This is a genomic window from Asticcacaulis sp. W401b, assembly GCF_046503825.1.
GTDB lineage: Bacteria > Pseudomonadota > Alphaproteobacteria > Caulobacterales > Caulobacteraceae > Asticcacaulis.
In genome coordinates this window covers 103,699-118,888 of sequence record NZ_JBKFEE010000003.1, presented here as the reverse complement: position 1 = coordinate 118,888, position 15,190 = coordinate 103,699, and the positions used below count along the sequence as shown (strand labels likewise).

The following is a 15,190-nucleotide window of genomic DNA, read 5'->3' as shown; positions in this document are numbered from 1 at the left end:
CTGGTAGAGCTGTGTATAGCCTGTAAGCTGTGGACGGACAATTGAAATGCCTGTTGTTTAAGGGAGGCCCGGCTATGGAGGCGTCTGATCAATTCCCCTCACCCGACGCGCTGAGTTCGTTCTGGATGCCCTTCACGCCCAACCGGGCCTTCAAGTCCGGGCGGCACAAGCTGCTGGTCGAAGCCGACGGCATGTATTACCGCAGCCATGACGGGCGTGAGATTCTGGACTCCACGGCGGGCCTGTGGTGTTCCAATGCCGGGCATAACCGCCCCAAAATCACGGCGGCTATCCAGACACAGGCGGCGGTGCTGGACTTTGCGCCGACCTTCAATATCGCCCACCCACTGGCGTTTGAATTCACCCACAAACTCAGCCACATCCTGCCCTACGACCTCAAAAAGGTCTTCCTGACCAATTCCGGCTCGGAGGCCGCCGATACGGCCCTGAAGATCGCCCTGGCCTATCATCGGATGCGCGGCAATGGCGCCAAGACGCGCCTGATCGGGCGTGAGCGCGCCTATCACGGCACCGGCTTTGGCGGCATCAGCGTCGGCGGCATCGTCAAGAACCGCATGCACTTCGGCACGCTGCTGACCGGGGTCGATCACCTGCCGCACACCCACCTGCCGCAGAATGTTTTCTCAAAAGGCGAGCCTGAGCACGGGGCCGATCTGGCCGAGGCGTTGGAACGACTGGTGACGCTGCACGACGCCTCGACCATCGCCGCTGTTATTGTTGAGCCGGTGGCCGGTTCGACCGGCGTGCTGATCCCGCCGAAGGGCTACCTAAAGCGCCTGCGTGAGATTTGCGACAAGCACGATATCCTACTGATCTTTGACGAAGTGATCACCGGTTTCGGGCGGCTGGGGACGCCGTTTGCGGCGGACTATTTCGGCGTGCGCCCGGACCTGATCTGCATGGCCAAGGGCATCACCAATGCCACCGTGCCGATGGGGGCCGTCGGCGTGTCAAACCGCATCTACGACACCTTCATGCAGGCTTCGGAAACCCCGATCGAGCTGTTCCACGGCTATACCTATTCCGGTCACCCGCTGGCCTGCGCCGCCGGGATTGCCACGCTGGAAACCTATGAAGAGGAAGGCCTGTTCGCCCGCGCCGCCGAAATGTCCCCCTATTGGCAGGAGGCCGTCCATTCTTTACGCGACGCGAAGCACGTCATCGACATCCGCAATCTGGGCCTGATCGCCGGGATCGAACTGACCCCGCGCGAAGGGGCCCCCACGGCCCGCGCGCTGGAGGTCTTCGACCGCTGTTTCGAAGCCGGTCTGCTGATCCGCGTCACCGGCGACATCATCGCCATGTCACCGCCGCTGATCATCGAAAAGGCGCACATCGACCGCATTGTCGACACCCTGCGCCGCGTGCTGGATCAGACGGGTTAGAGCCTCGTGATTTACATGCGAGCACCTCCCCTGAAATCAGGGGAGGTGCTATTGCGAGATGTTGTTTTTACCTAAAATAGTCCTTCTCTAACTCACCGACACGATCAGCGCGAACAGACCAAAGATCGCGCAGCCCAACACATTGACCCATCGCCCACCCAGCTTATGCACCGGCGGAGCAAAGCGCGCGACCAGCAGGATCAGCACCAGCCAGATGGCCCACAGCCCCTCCGGCTTCCCCTCGCCATTGAGGATCATCCCGCCCCACAGAAACAGGACCGACAGCAACCAGTAGAGCGGTGCGCAGATGACACCCGTCATGTGCCACAGGGCGGCGATCAGCGTTTTCATCAATGAGCCTCTGCTTTTACGGAATTCTTACAGAATCGCGCGGATATCCTTGCCTGAAATTTTGTATTCGCGCGCATTTGATTCCGAATACCGTTTCACACTTTTCGGAATGCGCGCTAGTGGTCTGATTTTGACATTTGCTACCGCTTTGCCACACGCTTAGAGGCAAATGTCAAAATCTAAAAGACCACTAGGATTTAGGATTCTAGTGGAATCTCGAATTTGACATTTGACTGCACGGGTTGCGGTAACTGGGTGTCAAATGTCAAATTCATTCCACTAGCCTGTCAAACGGCGATAGTGTGCCGCACAATCGGTCTGTTCATTTTAAAGGGGCGTGTCATGTTTAATCTGTCGGAACAGCTATCTGAGCTGCGGACCACCCTGATCGTCGTCGTCCTGATGGTCGCCGCGGCCATTATCGGTCTGGCCTGGGCCAGTATCGGCCTGTTCAACGCCCTGCAAATCTGGCTGGGGCCGATCTGGGGGCCGGTGGCGCTGGGCGGCGCGATGATCCTGCCGCTGATCCTGTATGTATTGGTCAAGCAGGCGGGTAAACGCCGCCGCGAGGAACAGCAGGCCCTGCTGAAGGCCCAGACTCAGGCCGCCCACGCCCAATCGGCCATCGTGCATATCCAGCGCATCCTTGATGCCCTCAAAGGCCGCTCGCCCGTGCTGGCCAGCGCCGCCGCCGTCGCCGCCGGGCTTCTGGCCTCGCGCTTCCCGTCGCTGCTGGCCATCGTCTCTGAGCTGATCTCGGCCTGGGGCGAGGACATGCGCCGCCGCGACGCCGAACGCGACGACGACTGATTGGTGGAAACGCAGGCCTGAGGGGCTTGCCAGTCCCGGCAAAAGCCGATAACTACGCGTCCCTCACCCGCCGCGATCCGTCGCAAAGCGTGCCCCTGTGGTGAAATGGTAGACGCGCCGGATTCAAAATCCGGTACCGAGAGGTGTGTCAGTTCGAGTCTGACCAGGGGCACCATTTTATATTTTCGCAGAAAATATAAAATGGATCTTAGTTTGCGCTCAGAGGCTACGCCCAGATTTCGTTAAAGACGGGCTTCGCCCTTTGGGGCGCCGCGCAGGCTGCACTCCCACCCATTAACCCCGTTTCTAAGTCCCTTCTTAAGCGATCAGGCACATTATCCACAGGCCGGATGCCGAACGCGCCGGTGACAGGTGGCGTAAGATGATCGCTTTTCATACCGCAGCGGCGGGGGCTCTGAATGCGACGCGGATGTTTGACCGCGCCGCGACGAAGGTGGCTCAGTCCGCCGGGAGCGACACGACCACCCTGTTGGGGGCCGTGGTGGATCAGTCTGAGGCGCGCACCGCCTTTGCCGCCAATCTGGCCGTGATAAAGACCGCGGAAGAGATGACCGGCCGATTGCTGGATATGAAGATTTAACGGTTTGAATCCTCTGCGCAGGGGATTGGCGAAGGGCTCCGTATAAGGGATATCTTTCCTCCAACGGACGGTTACCCCAATGAAAAAGACCCCGCTTCTGATCGCTTCCGCCCTGTTCCTGCTGCCGGCCGCCGCTATGGCGCAGGTCGAGACCCAATCCCCGCCGCCGGGCGGCTGGGGCAATGGCGGCCCCGGCCCGCGCATGACGCCTGATGAGCGTTTTGCGAAGATGGACACCAATAAGGACGGCTTTATCACCCGCGATGAGTTCAAGGGCCGCCGCCCCGAAGCCTTCGACATGATGGACGCCAACAAGGACGGTAAGCTGACCAAGGACGAAATGATCGCCTTCATGAAAGAGCGCATGGGTCCGGGCGGTCCGCGTGGGGGTGGCCCGCGTGACGGCGGCGCATCATCGTCTTCATCGTCTTCGAGCGGAGGGAACTAAGGCCCATGCGACCCGTCGTCTTCAGCCTGATGGCCGCTGGCCTTATAATGGCGGCCTCCCCCGTCTTCGCTCAGGCCACCCTGTGGCAGGAGCGGATGCAGGAACACCGCAAACGCGCCGACGAGATGCGAGACAAGTTCGAGGAGCGTCTGTTCAAACGCACCGACGCCAATCAGGACAATTTCATCTCTCGCGAGGAATTCCTGAAACAGGCCAATGAGCGTTTCGATCGCCTCGACGTCAATAAGGACGGCAAGCTGTCGCGCGAAGAGGTGCGGGCCGAACTGAAAGGCCCCAAGCGCCCGCTGGAGCCCAAGGACAAGTGATGCGCGATACGGTCGGTGATGCGCAGCTTATGCGGCTGACGGCGGAGGGTGATGCCGCCGCCTTCCGTCAGCTCGTGGCGCGTCACCTGCCGCGCGCGCACGCCGTGGCTTACCGCGTCCTGCTCAACCGGGAGGACGCCGAAGACGCCGTGCAGGCGGCCTTCACCAAGGTGTGGGCCAATGCCGGGCGTTATGAGCCGGACCGCTCGGCCTTTTCGACCTGGCTTTATACCATCGTGACCCGCGCCTGCCTCGATCGGGCGCGGCGTTTCAGGCCCAAAACCCAGTCTATAGACGACTGGGCCGAGGCGCTGAGCGACGGCGACCCGGATGCGGAGACGCAACTGTCGCAGAGACAGGCCGCCGGGGCCGTGCGGGCCGCCGTGGCGCAACTGCCGCTCAATCAGCGTATGGCCGTGGCCCTGTGCTATTTCGAAGGCTTCAGCAATGCCGAGGCCGCCCAGAGCCTCAATATGAGCGTAAAAGCGGTGGAATCGCTGCTCGTGCGGGCAAGACGGCAGTTGAAGACTGTGTTAGGAGTAAAGGATGACTGAGTTCGAACGCACATTGCAGCAGTGGAAGACCCCGCAACCGGCGACGGGATTGTCTGACCGCATCGCGCGTGAGGCCATGCGCCAGCCGCAGGGCTTTGCCTGGCGCGAAGTGGCGCAGCGCAGCCTGACCGAATGGCGCTACGGTCTGGTCTATAAGGCCGCGGCGCTGGCCGCCTGTGTCGTCATCGGTGTTGGCGTGTCGGTCAGCCTGAACCAGCCCGCCGTGCAGGAGGCCGATCTCGACGAACTGGCCTTTATCGTCGGAATCTGAGGCGTCGCTATAATTCTGCCGCTTACCGGCATTAGGATGTCACCCTGAACCGGAGGTGACCTCATGCGTAAGACCCTGATCTGGCTGATCCCCGCCCTGAGCCTGTCGGCCCTGCCCGTTGTGGCCGAAACCGTTGCGCCACCCAGGACCGCCGCTGAAAAACAGGCCCTGCGCAGCCGCCTTGATGCCGAGGTCGATAAGCAGTTCCGCAAGACCGACAGCAACAGGGATGGCAAGATTTCGCGCGCCGAACTGACGGCGGTCAGCCCCAAAAACGCGGCCTATTTCGATCTGGTCGATATGAACCGCGACGGGACGCTCAGCCGCGAAGAGCTGAGCGCCGTGGCCAGCCTGATGTTTGAAAACTGGGTGGCCAAGAACGGGTAAGACGTAAATTGAACCACGAAAAACACGAAAAGACACGAAAATCTTAGCCACATAACGGCGCGGAGCGCCCTTGAATGAGGCGAGATGAAGGACCTGCGGCCCTTTAAGACTCAGATTTTTTGTGCTTTTCGTGGCCAAAATTTCAGGGCCAAGGTCTGCTGAAAACTCAGACCGCCTTTACCGTGCGGATCGAAAACTGCGACACCAGCTTGGACACGCCCGGCATGGTCGAAAGCACGTCGCGGTGCACGTCCTCATAGGACAGGCTTTCGCGCAGCACGATTTTCAACAGGTAATCCGCCTCACCCGACATCAGGTGGCATTCTTCGACGGCAGCGATCTGCACCACCGCCTTTTCGAACTTTTCGAAGGTTTCGCGGCGCTGGTCCTGAAGCGTGACGTGCACGAAGACCATGCCCTGCTTGCCATGCACGCTTTCGGCAATCACCGCGCGGTAGCCGGTGATGATGCCGCGCTGTTCCAGCAGCTTGACGCGACGGTGCGCCGCCGAAGGGCTGAGGCCCACCTTTTCCCCCAGCTCCGCCGCCGTGGCCCGCGCGTCATTACGCAAAACCTTGATCAGTTCGCGGTCAAAGGAATCGAGATCGGAAAATTTATCAGCGTTCGCCATGGAATTGAGAATATATCCCGCAAATCGGCAGCACAAGCCACATAATTGCAAGAAAATCCACCGAAATTCGCATCATTATCTACAATCAGGTTGTGATCACAAAAGTGACGGAGGAACCCCATGAAAATCAGCGTGCCGAAGGAAATCAAGAACCACGAATACCGCGTCGGGCTGACGCCGGGCAGCGTGGCGGAACTCACCCACCACGGGCATCAGGTCTTTGTTGAAACACAGGCCGGGGCGGGCATCGGTTTCAGTGATTCCGACTATCAGGCCGCCGGGGCCACAATCGTGGATACCGCCGAAGCTACATTTGCGGCGGGTGACCTGATCGTCAAGGTCAAGGAACCGCAACTGCACGAATGCGCCTGGCTGAAACCGCATCAGACCCTGTTCACCTATCTGCACCTCGCCGCCGACAAGCCGCAAGCCGAGGCGCTGATGGCGTCGGGCGCCACCTGCATCGCCTATGAAACCGTGACCGAGGCGCAAGGCGGCCTGCCGCTGCTGCGCCCCATGTCGGAGGTCGCCGGGCGTATTTCGGTGCATGTCGGGGCCAGCTATCTGCACAAGGCCTATGGCGGACGCGGCGTGCTGGTGGGCGGTGTGCCGGGCGTCGAACCGGCGAAGGTCGTCATCATCGGCGCGGGCGTTGCGGGCATCAACGCGGCGCAGATGGCCGCCGGGCTACAGGCCGACGTAACCGTGTTCGACGTCTCGGCGCACAAGTTGATCGAGATCGACCGCCTGTTCCACGGCCGCGTCAAGACCGCCTATTCGGCGCGCGCCGCTCTGGCCGCTGCCGTGGCTGAGGCCGATCTGGTCATCGGGGCGGTGCTGATCCCCGGCGCGGCAGCGCCCAAGCTGGTCACGCGCGACATGCTGAAGACCATGAAGCCCGGCGCGGTGATGGTTGATATCGCCATTGATCAGGGCGGCTGTTTTGAAACCTCGCACCCGACCACGCATCAGGACCCGATCTTCCTTGTGGACGGCATTGTGCACTATTGCGTCGCCAACATGCCGGGGGCGGTGGCGCGTACCTCGACTCTGGCGCTCAACAACGCCACCCTGCCCTTTGTGGTGAAGATGGCGAAGCTGGGCGTCGCCGAAGCGCTGAATGCCGATGCGCACCTGAAGGCCGGGCTGAATGTGGCGGGCGGCCATATCCGCCACGCGGCCGTGGCCGAGGCGCTCGGCCTGCCGTTTGTAGCCTGAGGCACAGGCGGTCACAGGGTGCGGCGTCCTGCCGCACCTTGAAGTTCTTTTTTTCGAGCTGAAGGTCTGGAAATCCCTCTGGGTGACCCTATCTACAGCTTACCAGCCGGTCAGACGTCCCCCCCCTGAACTGTCCGGCTGAAGATGGCGCTTGAGACTTCCCCCCTGGTCTCAAGCGCCTTTTCTATTTTGGCTCCTAGAGCGATATGTCGAAAAGTGTGAGCGGTTTTCGACAAAAATATCGCGACAAAACAAAAATTTAGAGCGGGATGATGTTTCCATTTAAAATCATTCCGCTCTAAGCCGGCCAGTTCGGCAGGGCGTGGGTCATTAGCGGCCAAAGATTATTGCGCGCGGCCTGCGCCGGACGCGCATTGTTGCGGTCGATCGGCGCGGGCAGGGTCACGGCGGGCGAGGTCCGCATCGTCTGCCCCGGATAGTAGTCCATATGGTCGAAATTGCGGTCCACCGCCGGGTCGAGCCACAGGAAGGTTGAGGGAATCTGATAGTTTGAGACATTGGCCGGGCGTGGTTTGGCCCCCGTCCGCCCCAGGGCGGCGGTCAGCGGCGCGTCGATTTCGCCCGTAAAGGTCGCGGCAAAATTGCCCGGCGGATAGGCCAGCATCAGAATCTTGTCGGCCTTTGAGGCCAGAATAGAGATGCGTTCGGCCTTGGCCTCCACGCCCTTATAGCGTTTGGCAAAGGCGTCGGCATTGACCGCCGGGGCCGTCAGGCACACCTCGCGGAAGCGACGCTTGACCGTCTTCAGGCACTCCAGACCGACCCGCCCGCCCAGACTGTGCGAGATGAAGTTTACCTCAGCCGCCGCGCCGCAATGGGTATCGACCAGCTCAGCGAGGCGTTTACCGGCGGCGATCGCGTCGTGGTGCTCGGTGATATAGTTGAGCGGCGTCCCCCCCTCGCCCGGCCACAGCACGCCGATGACCAGATAGCTTTCATCGAGGCTGAGGAACTGCCGCACGCCGGACAGGGCGTTGAGACCATCACGCATCGTGACATTGTAGCCGTGCGTCACAAAGACCAGCCGGCGGTTGGCCACATAACGGGCCAGCAGCGCCACATCGGCATAGGTTTGCACGCCGCTGGCATAGGGTTTGATCACCTCGCCATCGCGTTTGGTGACGTAATGCAGCCGCGCTTGCCCGAGGTCAGCGACCGCCGTGGTCCCCGGATTGGGGCCGCCGCGCACATCGAAAAACCACACGGCCTACCCCTTGTTCGTCACGGTTTTCAGGGCGTCGCTGGCCGCACGCAGGGCCGAGGTCAGGTCCTTGGCGATCGGGGCCAGAGGCACGGCCAGCAGGCCCAGAATCGTAGCACCCAACATCACCGTCTGAGGCGGCACTGAGGTCGCTGCATCCGCATAGACAAAGGCCCCACCACACACCCATGCCAGCCCCAGCGACACCACCGCCGCCGACAGACGGGCCTTGGCGCGATAGTCATGGTCGGCCAGCTCAAACGCCGCCTCCAGCCGCGCCCGCACCAGCGCATCAAACCGCCCCAGCGCATCAAAGGCCTGCTGCGTGCGGTGGGCTTCGGTGGCCGTTACCTCCGGTTCCACGGCCTCCAGCGCCACCGGACCGTCGGCCTCAAGAGGCGGCGGCGGCGGGTTTTTGATCAGACGCACCGCGTCTTTCAGACTGGCCACCTCCACCGGCGCGGGGGCAGACGCCTCCGACGAGGCCAGCTTCACGCCCGGCGCGCCCGTATCCAGCAGCCGGTCGAGCAGCGCCTGCGGGTTGTCGTCGTTCAGCCCCAGCCGCACCATGGCGATCACCGTATTGATCTGCTGCTCGTGCGGCGTGCCATTCAGCCAGTAACCGCGCAGCACCGGCTCCCACGAGCGCCCCAGCGCCACACTGAGCGCCGGTTCCAGCGCCTCATAAACCGTCTTGATATGCTTGTAACCGCAGGCGGACACCCCGCCATTGGGCAGCATCCCCCGCGACGCATCGACCAGCGCCGAAGCCGCCGTCCCGACCGCGCCGGTAGCCAAAATCACCGCCCCGGCATGATCAATAAGTTGTGTCGCCACCGTTGCATCGGCCATGACATCCCCCTTTGGATTAATACAACCTTAAGATGATAACCACGTTATGAACGCTGTGTAAAGAGTGCGAAGCTCTTGCTTTGCGATCTCATCCTTGTCACAGGCTCAAACAGGGAGGACAAATAATGACCGATATTTTTGCGGCCACGCTCGACGACCTGCCGCGCGTACAGACGCTGGCGCGCGACATCTGGCCGGAATGTTTTGCGGGCATCCTGCCGCCGGAGCGCATCGGCCCGATGGTCGAAGCCATCTACGCGCTGGACACCCTGCGCGACGACGTGCAGGTGCGCGGGCATCGCTACTGGCTGGCACAGGTCGATGGGCACGACGCCGGCTACGTTTCCGCCTATCCGGAGGGTACGCGCCTGTGGCTGAAGAAGCTCTATCTGCGCCACTCCTGCCGCGGCAAGGGCACGGGCAAGGCCCTGATCGCGACCGCCCTGAAGGCTTTTCCCGACGCCCGCGAACTGGCCCTCTACGTCAATGACGGCAATGCCCCGGCCATTGCCTTCTACCACGCGCAGGGCTTTGAGATCGAAGCCACCGTCCCTGTACGCATGGGCCCGTTTGACTATACCGACCACATCCTGTGCAAGGCCCTGTGATCTGATCCGCACACGCCCTGAAATAATATTTCACAGGACGTGAATTTCATGGCACCTTGTCCACAGGCGTCACTGCCATTTGGAGGAATTGACACAGGGAAGACCCAAAGGCGCCCTGAAGTCTTGTTAAAGGCACCCCCGCTGCCAGGAAACGGAGGTCACACATGCCGAACCCGCCCAAAATCCGCCGCATCCGCACGGACGAACTGTTTATCGTGCGCGATCTGGCCATGCTGATCTGGCCGCGTCTTTATCGCAACGTCGTCTCCCCGGTGCAGATGGACGCCATCATCAGCGCCCTGTTCGACCTCGACACCCTCGAAGCCGATATGGACGAACGCGGCCACGTCTATTGGGTGGCCGAAGTGAACGGCAAGCCCGTGGGCTTTCTGTCGGCCGCCGCCGAAGACGGGCACGTCAGCGTGCACAAGATCTACGTCCTCGAAGACTATCGCGGTTTCGGTATCGGTAAGGCCCTGATGCAGGCTACGCTTGGCCATTTCGACGACACCCGCACCCTGTCGCTGATCGTCCCCAAAGACCACGACCACGGTATCGGCTTTTCGCTGAAATCCGGATTCACCTTCGATCACGAAGAACCCACCCGCGTCGGCGGCTATGACCTCACCAACTACGTGATGCGCAAAAGCCTTGATGCCGCGGTGGCGTCGTAGGTCGGGATTTCAGATTCTGGATTTCAGATTCTGGGGCCAACTGGCCCCAGACCCCATAAAGGGCGCTTTCCCTTATACCTCCCCAGCTTGCTGGGGTATAGCGCCAGCGAAAGTATAGCTTTCGCCAGCGTTGGGACCGCACGAACCGCCATTGGCGGTGAGATGCGGTGGTGGGGGCTTTGGTTGATCGCCACAACCTCACCCCGCCCGCATCAGCACCTCCAGCGACGGCCCGCCCAGCCACGCCTTCCACACGAACACCAGCGCCCCGTGCAGCAGCACCGCCGGCCATAACGACCCGGTACGCCAGCGCATCAGCGCGCACCCCAGCCCGATCAGCCCGGCATTGAGCAGAAAGGCCGGATGCAGAAACAGCGTCGCGCCCGGCAACAGCACCAACGCCTCAAATACGTGCCACAGCACGAAGATCAGCGTGCCCACGCCGATCCACCGAACGGGTCGCGTGCTTTCCGTTTGCGCCGGGATCATCAGCCCGCGAAAGACGATTTCCTCGCTGAACGCCGGGACCGGCATCACGCTCAGCCACAGCCCCAATAAACCCGCCTGCGGTGACGCGACCTGCAATATGCCACTGCCAAAGCCGATCACCGCCACGGCCAGCGTCACCGCCGCCGACACCCCCGCGCACCACGCCCAGTCCTTCAGCGACGGCCAGACGATCAGGCTGCGCCCGGCGCCCGTTACCCGCTCGCGGATCAAGCGCCACAGGCTCATTTGTTCGCCTCGGCCTCCAGCGCCGCCTTGCGCTCGGCCAGTAGCGCCTTGCCCTTGCTCTTATCGGCCCCGGTCATCTGCCCCTCCAGCGCCTTGAGCTTCTCTTTCGCCTCTTCATTCTTTTTCTCGGCCGACAGGCTGTACCACGCGAAGGCGCTGCCGCGATCCTGCGCCATACCCATGGCGTTTTCCGCCATGATCCCCAGTTGCAGCATGGCCGATCCATGCCCCTTCAACGCGGCCTTTTCAAACCAGCTTTTGGCGTCCGAATAAGAGGTTTTTACCGATAATCCTTTGAGGAACATGTAGCCGACATAGTACTGCGCATTGCCATCGTCCTGATCCGCCGCCTTGCGGAACCACTTATAGGCCTGATCATTATCGGCTTCGAGGAACTCGCCGGCAAAGTACATGTAGCCGAGGCTGTATTGCGCCTCAGCATTGTCCTGCATGGCCGACAGACCGAACCATTTGAAGGCCTCGGCCAGGTCCGGTTCGACCTCCTTACCATAGTAATAGACGTCGCCCAGTTCGTACTGCGCGTTGTCATCGCCCAGTTTCGCCGCCTTGATCAGCCATTCCCGGCTTTTGGCCGCGTCCTGGCTCAGGCCACCGCGTCCCTCGTCATAAAAGACAAAGACCTTATAGGCCGCGCCGGCCTGATCTTTGGTGGCCGCCTGCTGGTACCATTTCAGCGCCTCAGCATCGCTCTTGTCGCGGCCTTCGCCAAATTCGTACATGATCCCCAGATCGTACATGGCGTCGGCATCGCCCTTGTCTGCCGCCGTGCGGTAATGCTCATAGGCGGCCGCGAAATCGACCTTTTCGCCATACAGGCCCAGCACCGCAATATTGCCCAGTTGCGCGTGCGCCCCGGCATGACCTTGCGCGGCGGCCTTTCTGTACCATTCGATGGCCTTGGCATTGTCTTCGGCGACGCCATAGCCGCCATCGTAGTAATAGGCGGTGCGGAACTGCGCTTCGGCCAGCCCGGCCTCAGCGGCCTTCTGCGCCCATGTGAAGGCCTCGGTCCAGTTGCGCTCCACGCCCTTGCCCGTGAAATAGAGCAGGCCCAGCGCGTGCATGGCCACCGGGTCGCCCTTTTCGGCGGCGGCCTTCACGGCGTCAAACGGTTTATCGGAAAAGGCGGTCGGCGCGGGCTTGTCAAAGGCCTGAGCGGCCAGCGCCGCATCGCCCACGAACAGGCCACCCGCGATCAGCAGCGCGGAACAGAAGGTTTTCAGAGACATAGGAGGCTCCCCCCGGAACGATAATACCGCTCCCTTGTGCCAAACCTGCCCCGAAAAATCCACTGCAAAGCGAGCTGGCCTGAGGTTTTCACTTGGTCGCGCATTTTTCCGCAAAGTGCCAAGAAGCTTTTATGGCACTTTGTCGGAGTGCGCATCAGCTTAACAAAAGGTAACCTTGCCCCCCTTTTGCAAGCGCCCGATTTCGCCTATGTGTAGAGACTACACACGGGCTTTTTAAGGGAGCTACCCTCGTGATCAAGCTGAAGCGTATTCTGGGTCTGTTTGCCGTCGCGGCCGCCGCCGTGAGCCTGACGGCCTGCGACGTCAACCGCATCCCGACTCAGGAAGAAAACGCCAAACGCGCCTTTTCTGACGTGCAGGACGCCTATCAGCGCCGCAACGATCTGGTGCCGAATCTGGTCGCCACGGTGCAGGGCGCGGCCATTGCCGAACGCGGCACCCTGACCGAAGTGGTCGAAGCGCGCGCCAAGGCCACCAGCGTCACGGTCGATGCCTCGACCCTCACCGACCCGGCCAAGTTCCAGCAGTTCCAGCAGGCGCAGGACGGCATGTCCTCGGCGCTGGGCCGCCTGATGGTCGTTGTGGAACGCTATCCGGACCTCAGGAGCCAGCAGAACTTCACCACTCTGATGTCGCAGCTTGAAGGCGCGGAAAACCGCATCTCCATCGCGCGCCGCGACTTCAATGCCGCGGCCCAGACCTACAACACCACCCTGCGTTCCTTCCCGCAGAACATTCTGGCCGGGACGATCCATTCGGGCGCCAAGCCGATGGAATATTTCAAGGCCGCGCCGGGCGCCGACAAGGCACCGACGGTGGACTTTTCGGGCCTGAACAACGCCGAAGCCTCGAAATAACCCTCTAAACAGAAGGCCGTCCCATGTCTCTCCCCGCCTCCGCCTTGCGGATCAGGACCGCATGGACGGCCTTTCTCTTCGTCTGTCTGGCTGTGTGGACGTCCGCGGCCTTCGCGGCGCCCGACTTCCCCAAGCTGACCGGGCGCGTGGTCGATCAGGCCGAACTTCTGACGCCCGAAGTCGAGGCGGACCTGACGGCCAAGCTGGCGGGGCTCGAAAACGCCACCACGGATCAGGTCGTCGTCGTCACGGTCAACAGCCTTCAGGGCTATGACATTGCCGATTACGGCTATCAACTGGGGCGCACCTGGGGCATCGGCCAGAAAGAGGCCAAGGCCGCGCCGGGCGTCGAGTCCGAAGCGGGCGGTCAGTTCAAAAACAATGGCGTCCTGCTGATCGTTGCGCCCAATGAGCGCAAGGTGCGTATCGAGGTCGGCTACGGTCTCGAACCGGTCATTACCGACGCCTATTCGTCCGTGATCATCCAGAACGCCATCCTGCCGGCCTTCCGCGACGGCGATTATCAGACCGGCATCGTCAAGGGCACGGACGAGATCATCGCCCAGCTTTCGGCCGATCGCGGCACCGCCATCGAAAAGGCGCGTCAGGTCGCCCAGCAGCCGGTGCACAAGGCGGAGCGCTTCCCCGTGTGGATCATCATCGTCGTGGTGCTGTTCCTGATTATCTTCGGGCGCGGCTGGCTGCCCTTCTTCATCCTTGAGGCCCTGCTGCGCGGCGGCGGAGGTAGCGGCTGGAGCGGCGGCGGGGGTGGCGGCGGTTTCAGCGGCGGCGGCGGCAGTTTCGGCGGCGGCGGTTCGTCGGGTAGCTGGTAGAGGGAAAGACGGACATGCCTTTGAACATCGACCACGCCCGCATCAATGCCGCCATCGCCCGCGCCGAAACGCAGACGGCCGGTGAAATCACCTGCGTCATCAAGAAAACGGCGCTCGACTACCCGGAAACGCCGCTGATGTGGGCCGCGGCTTCGGCCTTTATCCTGCCGCTGATCTTTCTGAGTCTGGGCGTGTGGCCGCACGACTGGCTGGGGCCGGTCTTGAGCGCCCTTGCCGGGTGGAATGCACCCAATGTCACCGGCGAATTGCTGGCCGCCGAAGCCATCATCTTTTACGCCCTGACGCAATTGCTGCTGTTTGCCGCCGTCTATCTGCTGGTCAGCGTGCCAAAGGTGACCCTGTGGCTGACGCCGCGCTTCATCACGCGCCGCCGCGCCCATAAGAAGGCGCTGGAACAGTTCATGGCGCGCGGCCTGCACCTGACCGAGGCGCGCACCGGCGTGATGATCTTCTGCGCCCTTGAGGAACGCTTTGTCGATGTGATTGCGGATGAGGGCATCTATTCGCGCGTGGACAAGAGCGAATGGAACGCCACGGTCGCCGCACTGGTCAGCCATATCAAAAAGGGCGACCTGACCACAGGATTTGAGGCCGCCGTGGAACGCTGCGGCGTGGTGCTGAGCGCCCACTTCCCGCCGGGGGCCACCAATGCCAATGAATCGCCCGACGTGCTGATCGAGATATAATGCTGGCCGCCGCACTTGTGCCCCTTTACGAAGCCCTGAGCACCGATCCCGCCGTACATACGGGCCGGGCGTTGAAAACCGAGGGCCTGATGGTGGGCGGCAAGCTGTTCGCCTTCCTGATGGACGATTATCTGGTGCTGAAACTGCCTGTGGCCGAAGTCAATGCGCTGATTGCCGCGACGGGCGCGCATCACTTGTCGCGTGGCGGAAAGCCAATGAAAGAATGGGTGTGTCTGCCACCCGCGTCGCGTGACCTATGGCTGACCAAGGCGGTTGAGGCCAAGGCGTTTGTGCAGTCGTTGATGTGACCCTCTCCTCCCTGTTGCGAAGCAATGGGGAGGTGGCAGCCCGCAGGGCTGACGGAGGGGGACGGCGCTACAGGCAACCCAAAGCTCAGTCGCCGATCGTTCGAGCCACCCCCCTCCGTC

21 protein-coding genes and 1 tRNA gene are annotated in these 15,190 nt (G+C 61.9%); 16 read left to right on the top strand and 6 right to left on the bottom strand.

Going from position 1 to position 15,190, the window contains the following annotated elements; translation table 11 throughout:
• The first annotated feature begins 74 nt into the window (after nt 1-74).
• Complete coding sequence (locus tag ACK8OE_RS08085; protein ID WP_410272136.1) at nt 75-1,406, top strand: aspartate aminotransferase family protein; 1,332 nt, start codon at nt 75-77, stop codon at nt 1,404-1,406.
• Nucleotides 1,407-1,493: 87 nt separating this feature from the next.
• Here the strand turns inward: ACK8OE_RS08085 and ACK8OE_RS08080 are convergent, their stop codons facing one another.
• Entirely contained in the window at nt 1,494-1,757 is a 264-nt protein-coding gene (locus tag ACK8OE_RS08080; RefSeq protein WP_410272135.1) for a hypothetical protein, read from the bottom strand.
• Between the two features lie 342 nt (nt 1,758-2,099).
• On the opposite strand from ACK8OE_RS08080, the gene ACK8OE_RS08075 reads away from it, so the two are divergent.
• From ACK8OE_RS08075 to ACK8OE_RS08040, 8 genes are all read left to right on the top strand, one after another.
• Nucleotides 2,100-2,567 carry a hypothetical protein gene (locus ACK8OE_RS08075; protein ID WP_410272134.1) on the top strand — a complete coding sequence of 156 codons (468 nt, stop codon included), beginning with the start codon at nt 2,100-2,102 and terminating at the stop codon, nt 2,565-2,567.
• A gap of 91 nt (nt 2,568-2,658) precedes the next feature.
• Nucleotides 2,659-2,742, top strand: a tRNA-Leu gene (locus ACK8OE_RS08070).
• Nucleotides 2,743-2,949: 207 nt separating this feature from the next.
• Nucleotides 2,950-3,168: a flagellar basal body rod protein gene (locus tag ACK8OE_RS08065; RefSeq protein WP_410272133.1), complete on the top strand. Its 219-nt coding sequence runs from the start codon at nt 2,950-2,952 to the stop codon at nt 3,166-3,168.
• Nucleotides 3,169-3,247: 79 nt separating this feature from the next.
• Nucleotides 3,248-3,616, top strand: a complete 369-nt coding sequence (locus ACK8OE_RS08060; protein ID WP_290796239.1) for an EF-hand domain-containing protein — start codon at nt 3,248-3,250, stop codon at nt 3,614-3,616.
• Between the two features lie 5 nt (nt 3,617-3,621).
• On the top strand, nt 3,622-3,942 hold the full coding sequence (locus tag ACK8OE_RS08055; protein WP_410272132.1) for a hypothetical protein: 321 nt from the start codon (nt 3,622-3,624) through the stop codon (nt 3,940-3,942).
• Nucleotides 3,942-4,496, top strand: a complete 555-nt coding sequence (locus ACK8OE_RS08050) for a sigma-70 family RNA polymerase sigma factor (RefSeq protein ID WP_410272131.1) — start codon at nt 3,942-3,944, stop codon at nt 4,494-4,496. The genes ACK8OE_RS08055 and ACK8OE_RS08050 overlap by 1 nt, the downstream gene beginning before the upstream one ends.
• On the top strand, nt 4,489-4,767 hold the full coding sequence (locus ACK8OE_RS08045) for a hypothetical protein (protein ID WP_410272130.1): 279 nt from the start codon (nt 4,489-4,491) through the stop codon (nt 4,765-4,767). Before ACK8OE_RS08050 ends, ACK8OE_RS08045 begins: the two co-directional genes overlap by 8 nt.
• Before the next feature lie 63 nt (nt 4,768-4,830).
• Complete coding sequence (locus ACK8OE_RS08040; protein WP_290796232.1) at nt 4,831-5,154, top strand: hypothetical protein; 324 nt, start codon at nt 4,831-4,833, stop codon at nt 5,152-5,154.
• Nucleotides 5,155-5,320: 166 nt separating this feature from the next.
• On the opposite strand, the gene ACK8OE_RS08035 is transcribed toward ACK8OE_RS08040, so the two are convergent.
• Nucleotides 5,321-5,785: an Lrp/AsnC family transcriptional regulator gene (locus tag ACK8OE_RS08035; protein WP_013479302.1), complete on the bottom strand. Its 465-nt coding sequence runs from the start codon at nt 5,783-5,785 to the stop codon at nt 5,321-5,323.
• A gap of 120 nt (nt 5,786-5,905) precedes the next feature.
• Between ACK8OE_RS08035 and ald the strand changes: the two genes are divergently transcribed.
• Entirely contained in the window at nt 5,906-7,003 is a 1,098-nt protein-coding gene (gene ald, locus ACK8OE_RS08030) for an alanine dehydrogenase (RefSeq protein WP_410272129.1), read from the top strand.
• Between the two features lie 298 nt (nt 7,004-7,301).
• Here ald and ACK8OE_RS08025 read toward each other — a convergent pair whose 3' ends face one another.
• Complete coding sequence (locus ACK8OE_RS08025) at nt 7,302-8,228, bottom strand: alpha/beta hydrolase (RefSeq protein WP_410272128.1); 927 nt, start codon at nt 8,226-8,228, stop codon at nt 7,302-7,304.
• Nucleotides 8,229-8,231: 3 nt separating this feature from the next.
• The gene (locus tag ACK8OE_RS08020) at nt 8,232-9,077 is read right to left on the bottom strand and encodes a hypothetical protein (RefSeq protein WP_410272127.1); all 846 of its coding nucleotides are present in this window, start codon (nt 9,075-9,077) and stop codon (nt 8,232-8,234) included.
• A 125-nt stretch (nt 9,078-9,202) separates the two neighbouring features.
• Here ACK8OE_RS08020 and ACK8OE_RS08015 point away from each other — a divergent pair, with 125 nt between their 5' ends.
• A complete protein-coding gene (locus ACK8OE_RS08015; RefSeq protein ID WP_410272126.1) occupies nt 9,203-9,685 on the top strand; it encodes an N-acetyltransferase family protein in 483 nt (160 codons plus the stop codon).
• A 164-nt stretch (nt 9,686-9,849) separates the two neighbouring features.
• On the top strand, nt 9,850-10,359 hold the full coding sequence (locus ACK8OE_RS08010; RefSeq protein ID WP_410272125.1) for an N-acetyltransferase family protein: 510 nt from the start codon (nt 9,850-9,852) through the stop codon (nt 10,357-10,359).
• Between the two features lie 198 nt (nt 10,360-10,557).
• On the opposite strand, the gene ACK8OE_RS08005 is transcribed toward ACK8OE_RS08010, so the two are convergent.
• Both ACK8OE_RS08005 and ACK8OE_RS08000 read right to left on the bottom strand, forming a co-directional pair.
• Entirely contained in the window at nt 10,558-11,094 is a 537-nt protein-coding gene (locus ACK8OE_RS08005; protein WP_410272124.1) for a type II CAAX prenyl endopeptidase Rce1 family protein, read from the bottom strand.
• On the bottom strand, nt 11,091-12,344 hold the full coding sequence (locus tag ACK8OE_RS08000; RefSeq protein ID WP_410272123.1) for an SEL1-like repeat protein: 1,254 nt from the start codon (nt 12,342-12,344) through the stop codon (nt 11,091-11,093). Before ACK8OE_RS08000 ends, ACK8OE_RS08005 begins: the two co-directional genes overlap by 4 nt.
• A gap of 251 nt (nt 12,345-12,595) precedes the next feature.
• On the opposite strand from ACK8OE_RS08000, the gene ACK8OE_RS07995 reads away from it, so the two are divergent.
• From ACK8OE_RS07995 to ACK8OE_RS07980, 4 genes are read left to right on the top strand one after another with little or no spacing between them, the layout of a single operon-like run.
• Nucleotides 12,596-13,222, top strand: coding sequence for a LemA family protein (locus ACK8OE_RS07995; protein WP_410272122.1), 627 nt, complete (start codon nt 12,596-12,598; stop codon nt 13,220-13,222).
• Between the two features lie 23 nt (nt 13,223-13,245).
• On the top strand, nt 13,246-14,055 hold the full coding sequence (locus ACK8OE_RS07990; protein WP_410272121.1) for a TPM domain-containing protein: 810 nt from the start codon (nt 13,246-13,248) through the stop codon (nt 14,053-14,055).
• Between the two features lie 14 nt (nt 14,056-14,069).
• Nucleotides 14,070-14,762 (top strand): hypothetical protein, encoded by a 693-nt coding sequence (locus ACK8OE_RS07985; RefSeq protein WP_410272120.1) that lies wholly within the window; start codon nt 14,070-14,072, stop codon nt 14,760-14,762.
• The gene (locus ACK8OE_RS07980) at nt 14,762-15,070 is read left to right on the top strand and encodes a hypothetical protein (RefSeq protein ID WP_290796206.1); all 309 of its coding nucleotides are present in this window, start codon (nt 14,762-14,764) and stop codon (nt 15,068-15,070) included. The genes ACK8OE_RS07985 and ACK8OE_RS07980 overlap by 1 nt, the downstream gene beginning before the upstream one ends.
• Nucleotides 15,071-15,190: the final 120 nt, after the last annotated feature.